The sequence below is a fragment of the Flavobacteriales bacterium genome (genome assembly GCA_025210295.1).
Classification (GTDB): domain Bacteria; phylum Bacteroidota; class Bacteroidia; order Flavobacteriales_D; family Parvicellaceae; genus S010-51.
In genome coordinates, this window is sequence record JAOASC010000047.1 from 27,562 (window position 1) to 48,506 (window position 20,945).

Below are 20,945 nucleotides of genomic sequence, written 5' to 3' on the forward strand. Positions count from 1 at the left end.
CCTATTCCCGATGGTAAAGAAGCTAATAAATTGGGTAACACGCCATAAGAACGTTCAGCATTGGAAAAAAGTTAGTCCAACTAAGACCATTTGCTATTATACTATCTACGAAAGGAGTTAAACTCTTTTTCGTTGCACAATTACTTCCAGAGAATGAAGCAGATAAACTTTCTGATACAATAATTACAATATTGGGTTTTTCATTACACTCAGCAAAATAACTTTGTAAAACATTTTGATATTCTGAATCATTAATCAAAGGGAAATCGGTTGATAAAAAATGCTTATCAGCATATAAGCTGTTTAACTTTAAGACTTCTTTTTTTATTTCTTCCCTTGATTCCAATAAATCAAAGTTTAAATTTTCACTATAAGTTTTTATTAAAAAAACGGGTTTTGAATTCCCTACTAAAAAGTGGTTATAATTCTCAAAAAATGTAATGGGCTTAAAAGTATGCTTCCGATTCACAACCGATACGATACTGATGATTACATAAGTTCCTATAATCCAATAAGCGCTTCTATCATGTTTCCATTTTTTAGATTTAATGAGTAAAAAAAAGAAAATCAATAAAATAATTCCCCCTGAAAAAAGTAATGTTATCCTATTCATTGAGAACTCGGAGAAAATAATATTGACAATTTCCATCAATGAAAATTCAAAAACAGCACTCGACAGCAATGCATTATTGATTAAGAAATACCCTGTTAAGAGTAACCAACACAATTGCAAGAATAAAAAAACAAATCGAACAAGAAATTTTGTAAAATTAAGCTGAACGAAAGCTAGAGCTCCAAATGGAATTAAGCCAACAAGAGAAAATAAAACGATAAATAACGTATCATAATTAATACTTCTACTATACAAAACTGAAAAAGGAATTGCCTCAAGTTTTACCGAATTAATATACCAATACTCTCCTATTCTAAGAATTATATTGACGAATATTGTTAAAAAAACAACAATACTATAATCCAATAAAAAATCTTGAAGTTTTTTTAGCATAATCTATGGCCAATTCTTCTTGTTAAAACTTTGCTTAATTCTATATTTCAATTCCAACTACACACACATCATCTACTTGTTCTATTGCTCCTTTCCAATCGACAAAAGCTTCTTCTATTTTATCTTTTTGCGCTAACATTTCCAATAAATGATTGGTCAACAATAATTTTTTAAACGGTTTATATTTATATTTTTTCCCTTTTATTCCTCCAAATTGATCGGGAAAACCATCGGTAAAAAGATATAATGTATCGTCTTTAAACAAGTTAATTTTAGTTTGTTCAAAACCTTTCATGTTTTCATATAAACCTACAGGTTGTTTATTGGCTTTATATTCTATTAGAGAATATTCTTCTCCTAAAAGTGTAGCCCTTTCTTCACGTTGCTGATCTGTTAAGTATTTTGTTTTTCTAATGATCCACAATGGATTATTGGCTCCAGAAAAATTTATGTACTTCTCACCTTCACAATGTGAACATAAAGCGATGTCCATACCGTCCTTAACTTCCTTACCACTTTGTGCAAATGTTTCGATTACCAATTCTCTTGTTTTATTTAAAATGGCATTAGGGTCGGTTAATGAAAACTCTTTAATGCTTCTATTCAAAGCGTTTGAACACACGACACTAACCAATGCTCCAGGTATTCCATGCCCTGTGCAATCTCCCACAGCAAAATAAGTAAACTTGCCTACTTTTTGTAACCAATAAAAATCTCCACTCACAACGTCTTTAGGTTTAAAGAGTACAAAGTGTTGGTTCAGATGTTTATTTAAAGCTTCTTCTGATGGAAAAATTGCTTGTTGTAAGCGTTCTGAATATTTTATACTGTCACTTATTTCTTTATGAGTTGTCTCTAGTTCTAGGTGTTGTTGCTCAATTTGTTGCTTCTGATTTTCAACTGCTTCTTTTTGATTTTCAATGACTCCTTTTTGTTCTTTTGTTATTTTAAAGCGATTGTATATCACTCCAGCAAAAACCCCAGCGAGTATTAAACCAAAGTATAAAAACCACTTTTGCTTCTTTTGTGAAGCGACTTCTAATAGGGTCTTCTCGTTCTCTAATTGAACCGCTCTTAATTTTGAAGCTTGAATTTTATCAGCTACGGCGTTTTTTACGCTATCTGTTGCTTTCTTTTTTTCATACTCATATTTTGCTTGCTGTTCAATTAAAGCTTTATAATTTTCCTTATTTAAAATCGAGTCCCGCATTTTAACCTCCAACTCATACATTTCAAAAGCTTCTTGGTAATTACCTTGTTTCTTAGCAACTGACCACAATTGTCTGGCACATAATGCTATAACATTTGGATCTCCAATATTATAAGCCAACTGAAGTGCTTTTGTTAAATACTCTTTTGCTTTTTTATATTCTTTCAAATGAATATATAATTCTGCTATGTTAGTGTAGGAAGAAGCAATCCCTCTTTTGTTGTCTAACTCCTCTACAATAGCTATACTAAGTTCCATATATGCTATGGCTTTAGGAGTATCCTTTTGAATATGGTATGTACTTGCTAGATTACTATAGGAAATAGATTCTCCCATTCTATTTCCTAAAGTCTTTTCTATTTCTAAACTTTTTTCATAAAATTTTCTTGCTAAAGAAATTTTATTTTGCATTCTATATACGTTACCAATATTGTTATTTGCCAATCCAATTCCTCTTAAGTTACCCAGCTCTTCTTCTAGCTCTAAACTTCGCTTGTAATAGGTTAAGGCTAACTCCAAGTTGCCTTGTTCACCATATATTACTCCTATATTATTATAAGAAAGCGCTATACCTTTTTTATTCCCTAATTGTTCTTTAAGTTTCAAACTTTCATTATAATATTTCAATGCTAAAGAAACCTTTCCTTGAATTTTATAAATTCCTCCAATATTATTTAAACTAATAGCAATTTCTTTCTTATTGTTTAATTTACGTTCAATTTCTAAACTCTTGTTATAATAATCTAAAGCTTCTGAATAGTTACTCTTTGTATAGTAATAATACCCTTTATTATTAATGACATTAGCTAAACTTTGTCTCAATGTATGGTGCACTTTTGGATCTGATGCATTTTTACCAAAGGTCTCTAACTGATGGTTGATATAAACATATAACCATTCATTATACTTAGGCCAAACGTTTTCATCATAGCTATTCTCTACCAACCTTTCTATTATATGAATTTTAACAGTATCATTTTTAGCTTGATGATATTCGGTCAAAGAACTATCCAGTAATTTTTTTTCAGGTGCTGAAATTTTATTGATTTCTAAACTATCGATAAGATAGAAAGAAGTTACTCCGTATTGTTCCTGCCCTATTAAGTTGGCAATAAAGCAGGATAGCAAAATAAAGGGAAGTATTATTTTTCTTTTCATATTATAATGGAACGAACTGATATTTTCTGTGCTCGATTTAGCAATCTAAACTATAGAATGCGCCTCTATTTTCTTTCCTTTTTTGAGATTGTTTCACGATTAAATAAGCAATAGCATTTAAGTTTCTCAATTCACATAACTGAGGAGATAACGTTGCGGTTTGATAAATATTTTCTGTATCATGATAGATTTCATCTAAACGCTTCAAAGCTTTTGCTAAACGCTCATCTGAACGCACTATAGCAACAAAATCACTCATCACTGTTTGAAGAGCTTTCCGATTATGCTTAATCATAATTAATTCTTTTGGGACTGTTGTTCCATCTGCATCCCATTCGGGTATATTCGAAAAACGGCCATTAACCTCTTCTGAGTGATTAATGATATCAGCTGCGATATTATGCCCATACACTAAGGCTTCTAATAAAGAATTAGAGGCCAAACGATTCGCTCCATGCAACCCTGTTCGAGATGCTTCTCCACACGCGTATAAATTTTTAATTGATGTCTGACCATTTTGATCAACCGCAATACCACCACAAAAATAATGGCAAGCAGGTACAACTGGAATCAAATCTTTTTTTGCGTCAATTCCAACGCGTAAGCATTTCTCGTAAATATTAGGAAAATGTTCTAAAAACTTCTCAAAATCTAAATGACGACAGTCCAAATAAACGCAATCTTCCCCTGTTTTATTCAATTCATTATCAATTGCTCTTGCAACAATATCTCTTGATGCTAACTCTGCTCGGTCATCAATTTCAAACATAAACCGCTCACCTTTTTTGTTTACCAAATAAGCTCCAAAACCTCTAACTGCTTCTGAGACTAAAAAGGCAGGGCTAACACCTGGTTGATATAATGCTGTTGGATGAAATTGAACAAACTCGATATCTTCTATTTGAGCTTTAGCGCGATAAGCCATGGCTATACCATCACCAGTAGCAATTGTTGGATTTGTTGTAGAAGCATAGACTTGTCCAGCGCCACCAGTTGCGATAATAGTCTTATTAGCCACATAAGTATCTATTTCTTGGGTCTGTTGATTTAAGACATAGGCTCCATAACAATTAATCGCCTCTTTTTTAAAGCTTTTAATTTTTTGGTTCACATGATGATCTGTTATCAAATCAATAGCAAAATGATGAGGCAAAGTGGTAATGTTAGATAGTTTTTTGACCTGATTTAGAAGGGTTGTTTCAATTTCAAACCCAGTTATATCTTTGTGATGTATAATTCGATTGGCAGAATGCCCCCCTTCTTTCCCTAAATCATAATCTCCAGTATCATCAAAATCAAATTCTGCTCCCCAAGCTATTAATTCTTTTAGACGATCTGGAGCTTCTTCAATTACCATTCTGACCACCTCTGGATCACTCAATTGATCGCCAGCAATCATCGTATCTTTGATATGGCTCTCAAAGGAATCTAATTTATCCCATACTACTGCAATACCACCTTGGGCATACTTTGTATTAGACTCGTTTTCATAAGATTTTGTAACGACTCCAATTGTATTGTTCGGTAAAGCTTTTGCCAATTTAATTGCAGTACTTAACCCAGCTACTCCCGAACCAAGTATTAATACATCAAAATGAACTAATCCCATTATCTTGCTGATATTTCTAACATTCTTTCAATAGGAATTAAGGCCTTTTTTCTAACCTCTTCATCTACATTCACTTCAGGCAATTCATACTTCATGCATAAATATAACTTCTGCATCGTATTCATTTTCATATAACCACATTCAGAACAAGCACAAGTATTATCCTCTTCTACTGGTACAGGAATTAATTCTTTGCTAGGTGCTTCTTTTTTCATTTCATGCAAAATTCCAGCTTCTGTTCCTACAATATATTTTTGACTATCATCTGTTTTTACAAAATTAATCATCCCAGATGTCGAACCAATGTAATCTGCTACTTTTAAAATATGGGCTTCAGACTCAGGGTGAGCAATAATTTTTGCATCTGGGTGTTCTAAATGTAATTCTACTAACTTATCTAAAGAAAAAGCTTCATGTACTACACAAGCACCATCCCAAAGCACCATATTTCTACCAGTTTCTTTGTTGATAAAAGCTCCTAAGTTTTTATCTGGAGCAAAAATAATGGGTTGATCTTCAGGTATGGAGTCAATAATTTTCTTGGCATTCGAAGAAGTACAAACTAAATCGCTATGTGCTTTTACGCCAGCTGATGCATTGACATAAGTAACTACCACATGGTTAGGATATTGTTTTTTAAACTCCCCCAAATCTTCTGCTGAACACGATTCAGCCAAAGAGCATCCGGCCTTTAAATCTGGTAATAATACCTTTTTTTCTGGGTTAAGGATTTTAGCAGTTTCAGCCATAAAATGAACCCCAGCAAAAACGATAATATCTGCTTCAACATTAGCTGCTTTTTGCGATAACCCCAAGCTATCTCCAACATAATCAGCAATTTCCTGAATTTCAGGTTCTTGATAATAATGTGCTAATATAACCGCATTTTTTTCTTCTTTTAAGCGTTTGATTTCTTCAACAAAATTGACCGTAGGAGGAGTATCTATTTTTAAATAACCAACTTCTTCTAACTCTAATTTTGCTTTATCTAATTCAGTATTCATATTCTTTTGTATTTATTTATAACTATACTGTTACAATAACTATACAAATTTAATGAAAAAAGAGTTGATGCTGTCAATTGGGATGCTAGATTATCGCTTTAGTCCCAAATTATATTTGAGCAACAATTCAAAAGCTGAGGTTATCCCCAATCCACTTTGTAAGTTTGATAATGTATAATCATAGCTTAATCCTATATAATAATTATTATATCTAAATGCTGCATTAATAATTACAGCATCGTTTACTCTCAAGTGACTTCCAACTTTAAAGTTTACATTATTTCCATTAAGCGTATACTTGGATTTCACTTTAATTGGAAAAGAAATAAAGGAACCGATTTGAAACACACTCGAATTGCCCTGAACTGTATAGTAAAAATCCGGAGTCAAAAAAGGCTTATCATTACTGAAAACAGAATTATTTTTTTGTTCTCTAATCTCTACTGTCCCATAAACAGTTAACTTTCTATTCAATTGATTTTCGCTATAAATAGCATAGTAATTGGGCTTCAATAAATGTTTAATGGAAACTCCTGCGGTAGTCTTAATTTTATTGAGATAAACAGCTCCCCAAGTCATTCCTGCAGAAAAATCCAGGTTTAATTTAGTGTATTTATCAAATCTATTCTGATCTTCTGAAAATATATTTTCATCAAAATAAAAACCATTCCATTGCTCTTCCCAAATTGAATTCCCCCCATTGTTCGAAAACTGAACAATACCAGAGCTTATGCCAAAAGATAGTATATCCTGAGTGGGAAGTTTTGATTTCAGATGATAAGCTAAATTAATTTTTGCATTTAAACTTTTTTGAATATTATCTCCTAGATTTTCTTGTAAAAAAAATACACCGACTCCAATTTTTTCTTGTAAAATAGGCATACTAGAAGAAAATAAATTTGAAGTAAAAGGAATACCGATATTTCTCCATTGATTCCTGTATGCCAAAGTACTTCTTAACCCTTTTTCTCTACCTGTTTCAGAAGGAGATAAAAAATTAGCCATTAAATTCATTTGAGAAAAGTGCTGGGTCGTCTGAGCTACAATAAGTTTACCACCACCAATCAAACAGCAGAATAAAACTATTTTAAAATATGTACTCATAATTATCTTTTTAACGCAACATTCCCGTCTAACTGAATTTGTTTTCCTGTTTTTAAAGTTACAACTGCTGTATACTTAAAGACATCTGTATTTAAAGCTTTTCCTTTAAATGTTCCATCCCAACCTAAATTGACATCTTCAGATACAAACATTAAATTACCATAACGATCAAATAGTTGTAGGCTAAAATCTTTTACACGTTCTTTTCCCATTAGTGAAAAAACATCATTTATACCATCGTTATTTGGAGAAAAACTTAATGGAAATCCAACAGGAACAGCTGGAATTTCAATCCCCTCAACATAAACCGTGTAATCTTCAACTTGTCCATCTGTAGGTGAATAACATGGTGAATTAACAGCCGCTAAATCAACAATTACCCTCATTCTTAACGGGGTATTCAAAACGGTATATTCGGGATAGGTGACTGGAATAAAAATACTACTATCATTCGACTGGTCATTTGCAACATGTTCTTCTTCTGTAAAAGCCCCATCATTGTCTAAATCAATATAAACAGCATAATAGGGATTCGTTGTATACGTATATATTTTTAATGTATCAACGCTATCTCTTTGAACAATTGCATATTCTAGGCATTTTTGAGAAAAATCTACATACCCTTGATCCATATTTGCTGTCTTACTAGCAATATTCATATTCTTATACTCCAGTCTTAACACCCCCGAATTTTGATTATTTAAACCTTGACTTTGAGTTTCAGGACTACAAGTATTGGCAATGGGTTTTATCACATCATCAGGAGCACTTTCATCACCATCTGAATTTATCAGACTCTGGCCATAATCTGTATTTTCTATAATATTTCTCGATCTTGTTTTTTGATCTTCTGTAAACCGATCTGAACAATTACAATAGTTCATAATATTTTTAGCGGCATTATCATGATACATATTACCTGTACACGAGTTGACAGTTCCAGATGCACAAGTTCCTAAATTTCTAACATGAGGTTCGGTATCTGAACATCCATCACTATCAGTTCCAACTGTTACATCAGCTGGACAAGTTCCATTATCTTCATCCCCCTCAAATGTATGATATAGGTGTAAAAAATGACCAAACTCATGAATGGAAACCGCTCCACTACCATTAAAATAATTGGTTTCAATAAAAGTTCCATCATAATTAGGATTTCCTGAAATAAAATAAGCATAACCAGCAGCAGCACCATTAATAGAATGGACTAACCATACATTAAAATACCTATCATTAGGCCAGTTCGCCAATGCCCTTAGTGCAGACTCTTCCGCACCGTCTGAACCATCATAAGATAAGCCATGTTCTGTATACCCATCGATGCTAGTCGCATTTATTCGATTAATTCCATTAGTCGGTGTACAATCTGGGGTTTGTTGAGCTAACCGAAACTCTATTTTAAAATCAACTGCTCCTTGAAAATGATTTCCTCTAAAAACTTCATTAATTTTATCTACTTCAGCTAAAATCTCACTTTCTGATATATTGGCTCCACTTCCTTCTGCCTCTCCATTATGTATGACATGAACGACTATTGGAATAATGTATACATTTTCATTGGATTGCTTTTCAAATTGATTAATTGCTCTAGAGGATTTTTGCACTGCTTTTTTATAATTCTGACTACTCAAAATCGTCTTTTTATGCACTTTATCAAACCCACATTGAGCAATAATAAGTTGGTAGTAAAAAATTAAAGTAAAAAGAGAAAGTAATTTATTAAATTTTAGCTTAATCATAATTTTCTTTCGATTTACGTAAAAATACCTCTTTTTTCACACAAAACATATCGTTAAGTAGATTTTTTTTGCAATTAAATTCTATTTTATTCCTATTCACAAAAGCCATACACTTCTTTTTACTTTTGCATTGTTAGTTTATCGTTTCTATATTTTTGTTAATTTTGCATCGCTAATTTTGGTCAAAGTATTATGCAGTTTGAATTAACAAAAGAGTTTTTAGATGATATAAGTACTGCTGTTGCAGAACGGAACTCTGTTTTTGTTGTAGAAAACATAAGCGAACTTCACCCTGTTGATATTGCAGAAATCTTAGATCAGGTCAATTTACAGGAAGCTCAATTTATTTATCGTCAATTAGACGAAGATCAAGCTTCTTCAGTATTAGTGGAGTTAGAAGAGGATATTCGAGAGCAGTTTCTTGCCTCTTTATCAGCTAAGGAGATTGCTACCCAACTGGATAATATAGAATCAGATGATGCAGCAGATATTATTCAAGATCTTCCCGAATACAGAAAGCAACGTGTATTATCTCAAATAGAAGACGAAGAGCATTCTGATGAGATATCTATGCTATTAGAGTATGACGAAGACTCTGCAGGAGGTTTAATGGCTACAGAATACATTGTAACAAACATTAACTGGACAATTGAGCAGAGTCTATTAGAACTTCGTTTACAAGCTGAAGAAACGTCTTATGTTTATACCATATACGTTGTAAATGATGATAATGAACTTCTAGGGACATTATCTCTTAAGAGTTTTCTCTATGCTGATAATAAAACTAAAATAAAGAACCTTTATCGTAAAGAACCTATATCCGTTTCTGTAGAAACGGATTCTGAGGAAGTTGCCCAACTCATGGAAAAATACGATTTGGTTGCAATGCCAGTTGTTGATGCTGAAAATAAACTGGTGGGACGTATCACTATTGATGACATTGTTGATGTTATAAAAGAGGAAGCCGAAAAGGATTTCCAAATGGCCAGTGGTATCTCTGAACGTGTAGATGATAAAGATACAGTTTGGGTACTAACTAGAGCTCGATTACCTTGGCTACTTGTTGGATTGTTTGGTGGAATTTTAGGTTCTTTAGTCATAGGAAGCTTTGACGAGCAATTAAAGATTTTACCTGTATTAGCATTCTTTATCCCTTTAATTGGAGCTATGGGTGGTAATGTAGGGGTACAATCATCTGCCATCATTGTTCAAGGTATAGCTAACAACTCGCTTTCTTTGGATTCTACAACCAAAAAAATTCTTAAAGAATTGGGAGTTGCATTATTAAATGGTACGGTATTAGGTATTTTAATTTTTGCTTATACCATTGTTACTGAAGCTGAATTAAAATTAAGTTTGACCATTGCTACTTCTCTATTTTCGGTCATTGTTTTTGCTGGGATTTTTGGCACCTTAATCCCTTTAATCTTACACAAAAGAAAAATTGATCCGGCTTTAGCTACAGGCCCTTTTATTACAACACTCAACGATATTATTGGACAGTTAATTTACTTTTCAATCGCTTGGTTTTTCTTTTTCTAACAGTGTTACCACTCTAATACTTTTAACGTTATGAAAATTGCAATTCTTGATGATATTCATCCTATTATTGTCGAAACATTGGCACAATACAATTGTGAATTAATTGACCATAAAACGACTTCTTATGAAAGTTTTAAGCGCGTGATATCAGACTATGATGGAATTCTACTCAGAAGCCGCCTTAAAATGAATAAGGATTTATTATCACAAGCTCAACAACTTAAGTTTATTGGACGTCCTGGTGCTGGATTAGAGAACATTGATCTGGACTATTGTACAACTAATAACATCCAAGTATTTCGTTCTCCTGAGGGAAACATGGATGCAGTTGGAGAACACGCTATTGGAATGCTCTTTACTCTATTTAACAACCTGAACAAAGCAATTAATGAAGTAAAACAAGGAGTTTGGTTAAGGGAGGATAATCGCGGGATAGAGCTAAAGGGAAAAACTGTTGGTATTCTTGGCTATGGCTATATGGGAAGTACATTTGCCAAAAAACTTAGCGGTTTTGGAGTAAAAACGATTGCCTATGATAAATACATTTCTGGCTTTGGGTGTGATAATGTTGAAGAAGTAACGCTTGATCAACTATTTGAACAAACAGATATTTTAAGTATCCACACTCCATTAACAGCAGAAACAATTGAAATGGTAAATTCAGATTTTATTACTCAATTCAAAAAGCCTATATATATTATTAATACAGCAAGAGGAAAATCTTTAGTAACCCAAGATGTTGTTGAACTCATTAAAACAGGAAAAGTATTAGGAGTTTGTTTAGATGTATTGGAATACGAAAGCAGCAGCTTTGAATTTTTAGAAGCGAATAACATTCCTGCCCCATTAAACTACTTATTAAATAGCCCAAAAGCTGTTATTACCCCTCACATTGCCGGTTGGACACATGAGGCTAAATATAAAATGGGTAAAGTTCTCGTAGAAAAGATTATCTCAGCCTTTTTCTAGTTATTTAAACCCATTGTACTTTCCTTCAAAGCCTATACGATAACGTAAAAAGAACTCCATTCCTCCCATACCGTTAGTCGCTAATGACAAGGAAGAGATATTAATATCATAAGCAGCTCCAAAAGAAATTCCTGCCCAGTTTAATCCTATTTTTGAATAGAAAGAATCTGAGGAACGATAGTATAGTCCTACTAAGAACGACTTTTCATCATAATATCCTGTATACTTAGAGCTTTCCTTAAACATGTATTTAATATCACTTCCAAGTGCAACAGATTGATTAGGACCTTGTCTCAAAAAATAAGCACTTGGGTCAATATAAATCTTAGAATTAGGTATTCCATATTCTGCAGAAGCATTAACAATATATTTTCTATAAATTTTTTCATCAGGGGTATAGAACCCAACATTAGGTCTTGTAATATGTCCTACAGAACCTCCAAATGTTAACAGCAAGTTATCTTGCACCTGTCCATAGTAATACACTCCTGAATTTAAATCAAATTGAACAATACTTTCTGCAAATGTTGCTTCACCTGATGGTTGTAAGATATTAAATTGCTCTCCTGCCCATTGGTTTCCCCAAGTCATTTGCCCCAGCTCTATAGAACGTTGATAGTAAGTAGGTTGAAAACCGATTGCCAAAAACTGATCTCGATCAATTTCTACACCTGCACTCAGACTTAAATTATAAATCCCTGTCTTCAAAAAACTATCTCCTGCAACATCATTATAGAAGTTAATACCCGCTCCAAAATAATAGTTATCTTTTTGATAGACTTTAGCATCTATACTACCAGAAGTTGTCTTAAACATATTAGGGTTAATAGCGCTCCACTGATTTCTATATCCTAAAAACAACTGTACATCTCCAGGAAATAATCCAGTAGCACCAGGATTTAAAGCCATTGTTGACTCATTAAACATACTATAATGTCGATCCTGTTGTCCCCAAACTATTAACGACACAAACAGTGTTACCATAAAGATTAATAAATACTTTTTCATACAAATATTACTTTACTAATGTTATATTTCCTTTCATTACCCCTGTTTCTCCATTATTTAAAACATATTCTAAGGTATAGGCAAAAACACCTGGATTTTCTTCTTTTCCTTTAAACTTACCATCCCAACCAAAATCTTGATCATTAGACTCAAATACTTTTTGACCATATCGGTTATAAATATTAAAATTCATTTTAGCAATCCCAGCACCTTCAACAAATAAGATATCGTTGACCTGGTCTCCGTTTGGAGAAAAAGCAGATGGAACACCTATCGCTTCAATAGTGACTACAGTAACCAATACCTCAGCTGTAACAGCGCAACCATTATCAGCAATAACACTTACCGTATATAATGTTGTTGAATCGGGTTCTGCAACAGTCGATAAACAATCTTCACATGAAAGCCCTGTTGTAGGAGTCCATACATAACTTACTCCATCAGTTTCGATCGACAATACAGTATTCGTCCCTTGGATAATTGTTACATCATCGCTTATTGTTAATAATGGAGGTTGTGATACTGTTACTGTCTGTATGATAGTATCACTGGTCAAAGAGTTGAATGCAATTAAAGAAATATTAAACACTCCCTCTGTATTAAAACAAATATTTGTTGGGTTTTCGTCTGTAGATCCTCCAGGGAACCCTCCATCAAAAATCCACTCGTAACTATCTGAATTGGTACTGGTGTTAGTAAAATCAATACAGCTACCTAAACAAATGTTATTATTTGAAATTGTAAATGATGGTACTGGTGGATCACACTCAGATACTGTAATTAATCCTGTAATTGTTGTATCGCCAGTTGCATTAGCATCTGTTACAGCTAGTGTAACTTCATAGGTCCCAATATTTGGATAACAAATATTCGTTGGGTTTTGCGATGTACTGGTAGGTGTATTAGCTCCAGGGAAGCTCCAACTATAGGTAGCAGAACCTACTATTCCAAAACTTTGATCGGTAAAGTTTACACAATCATTTTCACATATATTTTGTTGAGATACCGTAAAGTTTACAGTTGGAACAGAGCATGGCTCAACGACAATAGTTACATCTTGAGTCCCTAATGGATTATTACTTGCATCTGCGGCTACTAACGTCACTTGATAAGAACCTGGATTGGCAAAGCATACCTGAGGTGGAGTTACTCCGACAAAAGTTGATGGATTTCCTCCTGGAAAGTTCCAACCAAAATTAGCAATACCAGAACCTGTTGAGTTATTAGTAAATGTAACACATCCTGTTTGACAAATGGTATCATCAGATGGGGTAAAATCTACATTCACTCCCGTACAACTCGATACAGTAATATAACTTGTAATAGTAGTATCATCAGTATTTCCATTATCTGTTACTGTTAAACTTACAGCATAAGTCCCTACAGCAGGATAACAAATATTTGTTGGATGTTGGTCTGTTGAAGATGCAGTCGTAGCTCCAGTAAATGTCCAACTATACGTCGCACTACTTCCTACTCCGGTAGTTTGATTGGTAAAATCAATACAATCATTTTCACACAATACTGTGTTCGATGCAGTAAAACTTGCAACCGGGTTACCACAGCTATTGACTACTACATCAATGGTATTAGTTGATCCACAAGTCAATGTATAAGTAATAGTATGTGTACCAGCTCCTGCTGTCGCTGGATCAAACGTTCCTGCTGTTCCACTCGTTATTCCAGTTCCAGACCAAGTACCTCCAGCTGTCACAGCAGATAAATTACTAGCTAAATCTGTTGTACAAAACGGTCCAAAAGGGTTAATTGTAGAATCACATGGAGGTGTTGATGAGCACGCTTGTAAACTTCCTGCATTAGCAATTTCAAATGTTTGTCCGTTAGCATCTTCTACTTGAATAGGGAAAGATCCTGATGGAGTTATTGTTGCACCATTACCAAATGGCACCCAAGATATTACAGTTACACCATCACAAATATTAGGAATACAGTTTCCTAAAGGACATCCACTACAATCAACAGTTGTTGTTTGGTTAGACCAAGTATATGGTCCAGTACCATTTGAAACAGTAAAATCTCCATTAGACTCTACACAAACTTCTAAACATACATTTACTGTAATATCCAATGTTTCTACATCTCCACAAGGAAGTGTATGTGTAATCGTGTGAGTTCCTGCTCCTGCTGTTGCGGGGTCAAAAGTCCCTGCAGATGCATTCGTAATCCCTGTTCCAGTCCATGTTCCTCCTGATACAAATCCAGTAAAGTTTACAGGAGAATCTGTTGTACATAGGGTTCCATCTCCGCAATAATCAATTGCGGCATTACAGCAGGTACCTGCTGTTAATTCCATATCATCGACATAATAATAAGAACTATTTTCCCCAGAGAAACCGATACCTCCAGGCAGTGTTGAAGCAGGGACATTGGGAGCTGTAGTAGTTCCTCCTGCATTTTCAAAGTTACCAAAAGTCACATATTCCTCTCCTCCTGTTGCGGTATAATCAAATGTTAATAATGTCCAGCAATCAGTGTCGTCTACTTGAGGTCCTGAATAGGAAACATCAGGAGTAAATCCATTATCAGATAAAGCTGTACTACCTATTCCTGTACAAGAAATATTTATTGGAGTTGGAGTAAATTTCACCCCAAAATTTGCTATTGAAAAGTGAGAGTTATCAGCTAAACTTACCCATACAGACAAACAGTAGGTTTGTCCAGCTACTAAAGGAGCTGTTAAATGGTTTTGAACATATTCTCTATAATTTTGCCCTACAGGTTCTCCATAAACAAGAATTCCAGCATAAGCATTGCCTGAATGAGCAGTTTGACTTCCAGCCAAATTGTTAGGAACACTTACAACACCTGCCAAACCACACGTGTTAAATAAGTCTGTTGAACTACAAGTATCCCCTACTACGTTATTATAAGTATTCGACCAATCTGTAGCGTTATCAATACTTCCTAAACCAGCAGGACATGGACTAGAAGGATTTTCGAAACTACCATTGGAAACAGCTTGTCCAAAACTATTTAGAGAAATAACACTAAGAAGTATTACAAAAGCATTCTTTATCATGATGAAATTCTTTAAATCTTATTTAAAAAGACGAATTTAATCAATTAAAGTTGCTTTCAAAAATATTTCGACTTGGAGTTGATTTAAAGTAGAGAACTTATGAATTAAAGTGCAAAAGTCTCTTCTTGATCTGTTACCACAAAATACCTAGGGTCATCAATATCTTTCTCTATTAACTCGGAAAAATGACGATCTCCTTTGATTAATAGGGCTTGACAATCAGGACTTAAATGCTTTAACTTAACTGACTTTCCAGCTTTTTCATATTTTCCAACAATATTAGTAATTGCTTCCATTCCAGAATGATCACTAACTCTTGATTCAATAAAATCTATTTCTATTTTTTCAGGATCATTGGCTACATCAAACTTTTGATTAAAATTTTGAATAGATCCAAAAAACAATGGTCCCCAAATTTCATAAACTTTTGTTCCATCTTCTTTGATTCTTTTTCTTGCTCTAATTTTTACAGCATTTTGCCAAGAGAACACTAAAGCTGAAACAATTACACCTGCAATAACAGCAATTGCTAAATCAAATATAACTGTTAGCGTTGAAACCAAAATAATAACAAATGCATCTGCTCTAGGTATCTTATGTAAAATTCTAAAGCTTGACCATGCAAACGTACCAATAACAACCATAAACATTACCCCTACAAGTGCAGCAATAGGAACTTGTTCGATATATTTAGATGCAAATAAAATAAATATTAATAAGGTTACAGATGCGACAATACCAGATAAACGACCTCTACCACCTGAATTCACATTAATAATTGACTGACCAATCATAGCACAGCCTCCCATTCCTCCGAAAAAGCCATTCAACATATTAGCACTTCCTTGTGCAATACATTCTCTATTCCCATTTCCATGAGTTTCGGTTAATTCATCTACTAAATTTAATGTCATTAATGATTCTATCAAACCTACAGCTGCTAGAATTAATGCAAAAGGGAGGATAAAATAGAACGTTTCCAATGTTAAAGGTACTGCGGTAAACATCTCTACACTAAATGATGGAAATGCTCCTTTTAATCCTTCTCCTCCACCATCTCTAATAAAAGAACCTACTGTTGCAATATCATAATCAGACAAACCAAAAATTGCGATTCCTGCAACTACAATTATTGCTGTTAATGCAGCGGGTATTTTTGTTGTAATTTTAGGTAAAAAGTACATGATAAGCATAGTTAAACCAACCAATGCAGCCATAATATACATAGTTGTACCTGTGAGCCAATGTTTTACATACTCTCCTGTTTCTGGATTAACGACTCTTTTTCCAAACTCATCCCACTCAAAGGTCTTAAACATTCCCAACTGGGATAAAAAGATCACAATTGCTAACCCATTAACGAATCCCATCATTACGGGGTGTGGTATTAACCTTACAAACTTACCTAACTTAAATAACCCTGCGCTAATTTGGATTATTCCTACAAGTAATAGCGTTAAAAATAAATATTGAAGTCCTAAATTTTCTACTGGAACTTCCATATTCATTCCTACCTCATTTCCTCCTTTAATCAACGCAACCATTACAACCGCCATTGCACCTGTTGCTCCAGAAATCATCCCTGGACGACCACCAAACACAGAAGTAATTAATCCCATTATAAAAGCTCCATATAATCCTACTAAAGGATCTACACCAGCAACAAAAGCAAAAGCTACAGCTTCAGGAACTAAAGCCAGAGCTACGGTTAATCCTGATAAAATATCATCTTTAGCGTTGGCTGTTTGTTTCTTTATTAATTCTAACATTTGTGTTTATTTTTAAAAGTTTGCAAAGATAAAGTTGTTTTCTTGAATAGCCGTATTCTTTTTACCTATTTTTTTGATACCTTCGGATTATGTTTCTTTACCAATCATTTTTAGGAATATTTTTGATCATCACTTTACAAAGTTGTAACTCTCCGGCACCAACTCCTTCTGATTCGTTTACAACAACACAACGTAAAAAAACGATTCAAGACACTACTATTATTGCGATTGATAGTATTATTGTCCCCCCTCCTATTTGTGAATGGGAAACTTATTTAGAAAATGAAGGTTTAGTTGATATTCAAACATTGGATTCCTCAATATTAGTTGAATTAAAATACTCATCTGAGGACAACTTTATGAAAAAAGATATGTATGGTTGTTTAGAAAAGTGTTTTTTACAGCCAGATGTTGCTGAAAAATTGCTTCATGCTCAACAGTTTCTGAAAGCCATTAATCCCAAACTTACTTTATTAATTTATGATGGCCTTCGCCCACGCTCCATACAACAATATATGTGGGATATTTTGGATTTGCCTCTGCATGAAAAAGTTAAATTTGTTTCTAATCCAAAAAGAGGTTCTCTTCATAATTTTGGTGCTGCTGTTGACATCACCATCTATAATACCGACTCCTTAAAACCTTTAGACATGGGAGCTCCATACGATTATATTGGTGTTAAAGCTTGGCCTACAAAAGAAAAACTAATGTTGGAACAAGGTGTTATTACCCAACAACATATTGAGAATAGAAAATTATTGCGAAAAGTTATGACTAAGGCCAAATTCTTTAATATACAAACTGAATGGTGGCATTTTAACTCATGTTATCGAAAAAAAGCCTATGAGATTTATCAAATAATTGAAGGTTTCCCAATTGTTGAAACATAAGACATTGTTTTTATCTTTCATTTTTTGTAATTTGTCGATTCTGTATAAATAAATTACATACTATGAAAAGACTATACATCTGCTTAAGCATTTTTGCTTTCCCCCTCTATTCTTTCTCACAATCAAATAACAATGGTAAATTAGATCAAATAGAAGAATTTACTTCCTACACAACTGTCCCTTTTACCATGAATGATGGGACACAATTAATGACAGATGTTTACCTTCCTATTACTTCTGATAGTTTAACTGCTGACATTCCTTTATCTGGCTCTACGTATTCTGTAGAAATTATTCCCAAAGGAATTCAATTATTCGTTTACGACTCTATTAATGGACAGCCTAATCCCAATCCTTATCAACTCCCAATGGTTTTTACTAGAACTCCTTATGGGAAGGGAAGTTATGATGAATTTGGAGTGTTAATGAACATTTTGGGTTATGGATATGCGCTACAAGACATGAGAGGAAGGTATACTTCAGAAGGTGTTTATTTCCCAATGTACAGTGATAGTTGGAAAAAAGATGCTTACCATCCAAATATTTCTCATGTTTTAGATGTCACAGCATTAAATGATGATCATAATGCCATTTATCATGAAGATGGAAAAAATTCTATTCAATTTATCATTGACAGCTTATACAAAGGCTTTGACTTAAACAATGATGGTATTAATGAGACGAATGACAAAATATATAATGGTAGCTTGGCCATGTTTGGAGCTTCGGCATTAGGAAACACTCAATATCAAGGAGCTGCTGCATTAAAAAACAATCCATCTACAGATGGTTTAAAAGGTCTAATGCCTATTGTCTCAACGCTCGAATACTATAACTCTACCGTTCAAAACAATGGAGTATTTAGGAGAGCCTTGATGCAAGGTTGGTTAGAAGGACAAATGGAAGATGTAGTAGATACGATCCCTAGTGACACAAGTATTCATAACAACATTCACTCTATCTATGATTATGGTAATTTATCAGGTGATTCTATTATTAACTTAGCAATTGATCAATTTTCTGTTATTCAAGACCCTAATGGCAATTCTCCAATGCACCCTAATTATATGTACCGATCTGATATGGATGGATCCTTTGCTAGAATTAATAGTTTAGGAGAGTCAGACGCAAACGGTCTGCATAATCGATACGAAAACCTATCACTACCTGTTTACCATTTAACAGGTTGGTGGGATATTTTTATTGATGGTCAAATTGAAACATACCAAAATATCATGGAGCACAACGACTTCACAGTTCAATCGAATCAAAAATTGGTTATTGGACCTTGGACTCATGCTACTATCGGTCAAGATTCTGTTGCTGACATTAACTATCCTTCTAGTGTTTTTGATGTTCAAATAGCTGGTGATGTAGCTAATGTAAGTGCTACCAACCTTAGTGGGGTTGTCCAAGGAGAAGTTGCCAGTTGGTTGCGCTATTTATTAAATTATGAAAATGGTAAAGTTATCGGTGAACCAAAAGTACTTATTCCAGAAAGTGATACATGGCAAAACGTTGGCACTTATGACGTGCGAATTCCTTCAGAAAATTACTATATTGAATATTCGGACTTCCTTAATTTCTTGGGTGGATATCAGGATTTACAAGCTATGCCTACAGAAATCAGACAAGGCACGACTATTATTCCATACCCTTTAGATATACCAACAGATTCGACCAACCAAACTCCTGGGCAAGCTGCCTTAAACACTCCTGCTACTCCTGCTGTAGATTATTCGGCAATCCCCAACATCAGGTATTATGTTCCTGGACCAGTTAATGATGGTATTCCAGGAAATACAACTGTAGGAAACTATTGGACCAGTACAGATGTATTCCCGCTTCAAACAGGTATAGAAGACAAGACTTATTATTTACATTCAAGTGGAGCAATTGACACTATTAGTCCCAATACAACTGAACCTTCTTTAAGTTATAGTCATAACCCTAACGCTCCTGTGATAACAGTTGGAGGTGGAAACCTCGCTGTTCCTACTCCACAATTAGATAGAGTTAGTGCAGGTCCAATGAATTATGCTGACCCCAACTTTTCATCCTACACGATGAACAGGCCAGATGTATTACAGTTTGAAACTGCTTTGATTGAGGACTCATTAACTATTGTAGGTATTCCCAAAGCAAAAATATATGCCCAAACAACACCTAACGGAACAACAAGCGGACTTACCGACACTGATTTCTTTGTACGTATAATTGATGTATATCCTGATGGAAGAGAATACTTTGTTGTAGAGGGAGCTATTAACGCAAGAGCTAGAGACTATGCAAAATCGCTTGCCAATAATAACGAAAATATAAACCTCCCCTTTACCAATATTAATATTGGACAAGTTTATGAATATGAATTTAACTTGCTACCTATAGCCTACAGTTTTGGTCATCAGCACAAGATGAAAGTATTGATTAGTAGCAGTAACTGGCCAAGATATCAAGCCAATTCTAATATTCCAATTGAAGATGGTGCATTTTTTAGAAGAGAGCCTAATGATGGAAAGACTTACTTATTCAACCAGACAACGTATTCTCCCAGAATTGCTGAGCAAGAAATTAAGTTTTCAGCTGCTGAACCTACACAGATTGTACTTCCAGTAAGAAACAATGACTATGTTTCAGATCAATTCGTTGAAAAAAAATATCTATTTAATACCTATCCTAATCCAACAAAAGATGGATTTTATATAGACAATAACAACTCTAACACTTCTTATAATTATACACTTACTAATTTAGTGAATCAAATTGTTAAAAAAGAAAATAACCTTAAGGGAATAAATTACGTAGATTTAGTACATTTGCCAACTGGTGTTTACTTATTATCCATTTCAAATCAAGATGGAATTATTAGTACACAAAAAATTGTAAAACAATAAACT

At 33.9% G+C, this 20,945-nt stretch carries 13 protein-coding genes; 4 read left to right on the plus strand and 9 right to left on the minus strand.

Annotation, left to right across the window (positions count from 1 at the left end):
• Positions 1-22: 22 nt before the first annotated feature.
• From N4A35_15540 to N4A35_15565, 6 genes are all read right to left on the minus strand, one after another.
• Positions 23-1,006 (minus strand): hypothetical protein, encoded by a 984-nt coding sequence (locus N4A35_15540; GenBank protein ID MCT4582824.1) that lies wholly within the window; start codon positions 1,004-1,006, stop codon positions 23-25.
• 40 nt (positions 1,007-1,046) lie between these two features.
• Entirely contained in the window at positions 1,047-3,374 is a 2,328-nt protein-coding gene (locus N4A35_15545) for a tetratricopeptide repeat protein (GenBank protein MCT4582825.1), read from the minus strand.
• A gap of 37 nt (positions 3,375-3,411) precedes the next feature.
• Positions 3,412-4,983, minus strand: coding sequence for an L-aspartate oxidase (gene nadB / locus N4A35_15550; GenBank protein ID MCT4582826.1), 1,572 nt, complete (start codon positions 4,981-4,983; stop codon positions 3,412-3,414).
• Positions 4,983-5,987: a quinolinate synthase NadA gene (gene nadA, locus N4A35_15555; GenBank protein MCT4582827.1), complete on the minus strand. Its 1,005-nt coding sequence runs from the start codon at positions 5,985-5,987 to the stop codon at positions 4,983-4,985. The genes nadB and nadA overlap by 1 nt, the downstream gene beginning before the upstream one ends.
• Before the next feature lie 90 nt (positions 5,988-6,077).
• The gene (locus tag N4A35_15560) at positions 6,078-7,091 is read right to left on the minus strand and encodes a PorP/SprF family type IX secretion system membrane protein (protein MCT4582828.1); all 1,014 of its coding nucleotides are present in this window, start codon (positions 7,089-7,091) and stop codon (positions 6,078-6,080) included.
• Between the two features lie 2 nt (positions 7,092-7,093).
• Positions 7,094-8,830, minus strand: coding sequence for a T9SS type B sorting domain-containing protein (locus N4A35_15565; protein ID MCT4582829.1), 1,737 nt, complete (start codon positions 8,828-8,830; stop codon positions 7,094-7,096).
• 192 nt (positions 8,831-9,022) lie between these two features.
• On the opposite strand from N4A35_15565, the gene mgtE reads away from it, so the two are divergent.
• The gene (gene mgtE, locus N4A35_15570) at positions 9,023-10,372 is read left to right on the plus strand and encodes a magnesium transporter (GenBank protein MCT4582830.1); all 1,350 of its coding nucleotides are present in this window, start codon (positions 9,023-9,025) and stop codon (positions 10,370-10,372) included.
• 30 nt (positions 10,373-10,402) lie between these two features.
• Positions 10,403-11,341, plus strand: a complete 939-nt coding sequence (locus N4A35_15575; GenBank protein ID MCT4582831.1) for a hydroxyacid dehydrogenase — start codon at positions 10,403-10,405, stop codon at positions 11,339-11,341.
• Here the strand turns inward: N4A35_15575 and N4A35_15580 are convergent, their stop codons facing one another.
• The 3 genes from N4A35_15580 to N4A35_15590 all read right to left on the minus strand — a co-directional run bounded on the left by N4A35_15580 (position 11,342) and on the right by N4A35_15590 (position 17,158).
• Complete coding sequence (locus tag N4A35_15580) at positions 11,342-12,349, minus strand: PorP/SprF family type IX secretion system membrane protein (GenBank protein ID MCT4582832.1); 1,008 nt, start codon at positions 12,347-12,349, stop codon at positions 11,342-11,344.
• 7 nt (positions 12,350-12,356) lie between these two features.
• Complete coding sequence (locus N4A35_15585) at positions 12,357-15,389, minus strand: PKD domain-containing protein (protein MCT4582833.1); 3,033 nt, start codon at positions 15,387-15,389, stop codon at positions 12,357-12,359.
• A gap of 104 nt (positions 15,390-15,493) precedes the next feature.
• Positions 15,494-17,158 (minus strand): SulP family inorganic anion transporter, encoded by a 1,665-nt coding sequence (locus N4A35_15590; GenBank protein ID MCT4582834.1) that lies wholly within the window; start codon positions 17,156-17,158, stop codon positions 15,494-15,496.
• A gap of 89 nt (positions 17,159-17,247) precedes the next feature.
• On the opposite strand from N4A35_15590, the gene N4A35_15595 reads away from it, so the two are divergent.
• A complete protein-coding gene (locus tag N4A35_15595; protein MCT4582835.1) occupies positions 17,248-18,048 on the plus strand; it encodes a M15 family metallopeptidase in 801 nt (266 codons plus the stop codon).
• A 62-nt stretch (positions 18,049-18,110) separates the two neighbouring features.
• Positions 18,111-20,942, plus strand: a complete 2,832-nt coding sequence (locus N4A35_15600; GenBank protein MCT4582836.1) for a CocE/NonD family hydrolase — start codon at positions 18,111-18,113, stop codon at positions 20,940-20,942.
• Positions 20,943-20,945 lie beyond the last annotated feature (3 nt).

Excerpts from the sequence above, each read along its gene's own strand:
- N4A35_15540 (MCT4582824.1), bottom strand. The coding sequence starts at position 1,006 with ATGCTAAAAAAACTTCAAGATTTTTTATTGGATTATAGTATTGTTGTT.
- N4A35_15545 (MCT4582825.1), bottom strand. The coding sequence starts at position 3,374 with ATGAAAAGAAAAATAATACTTCCCTTTATTTTGCTATCCTGCTTTATT.
- nadB (MCT4582826.1), bottom strand. The coding sequence starts at position 4,983 with ATGGGATTAGTTCATTTTGATGTATTAATACTTGGTTCGGGAGTAGCT.
- nadA (MCT4582827.1), bottom strand. The coding sequence starts at position 5,987 with ATGAATACTGAATTAGATAAAGCAAAATTAGAGTTAGAAGAAGTTGGT.
- N4A35_15560 (MCT4582828.1), bottom strand. The coding sequence starts at position 7,091 with ATGAGTACATATTTTAAAATAGTTTTATTCTGCTGTTTGATTGGTGGT.
- N4A35_15565 (MCT4582829.1), bottom strand. The coding sequence starts at position 8,830 with ATGATTAAGCTAAAATTTAATAAATTACTTTCTCTTTTTACTTTAATT.
- mgtE (MCT4582830.1), top strand. The coding sequence starts at position 9,023 with ATGCAGTTTGAATTAACAAAAGAGTTTTTAGATGATATAAGTACTGCT.
- N4A35_15575 (MCT4582831.1), top strand. The coding sequence starts at position 10,403 with ATGAAAATTGCAATTCTTGATGATATTCATCCTATTATTGTCGAAACA.
- N4A35_15580 (MCT4582832.1), bottom strand. The coding sequence starts at position 12,349 with ATGAAAAAGTATTTATTAATCTTTATGGTAACACTGTTTGTGTCGTTA.
- N4A35_15585 (MCT4582833.1), bottom strand. The coding sequence starts at position 15,389 with ATGATAAAGAATGCTTTTGTAATACTTCTTAGTGTTATTTCTCTAAAT.
- N4A35_15590 (MCT4582834.1), bottom strand. The coding sequence starts at position 17,158 with ATGTTAGAATTAATAAAGAAACAAACAGCCAACGCTAAAGATGATATT.
- N4A35_15595 (MCT4582835.1), top strand. The coding sequence starts at position 17,248 with ATGTTTCTTTACCAATCATTTTTAGGAATATTTTTGATCATCACTTTA.
- N4A35_15600 (MCT4582836.1), top strand. The coding sequence starts at position 18,111 with ATGAAAAGACTATACATCTGCTTAAGCATTTTTGCTTTCCCCCTCTAT.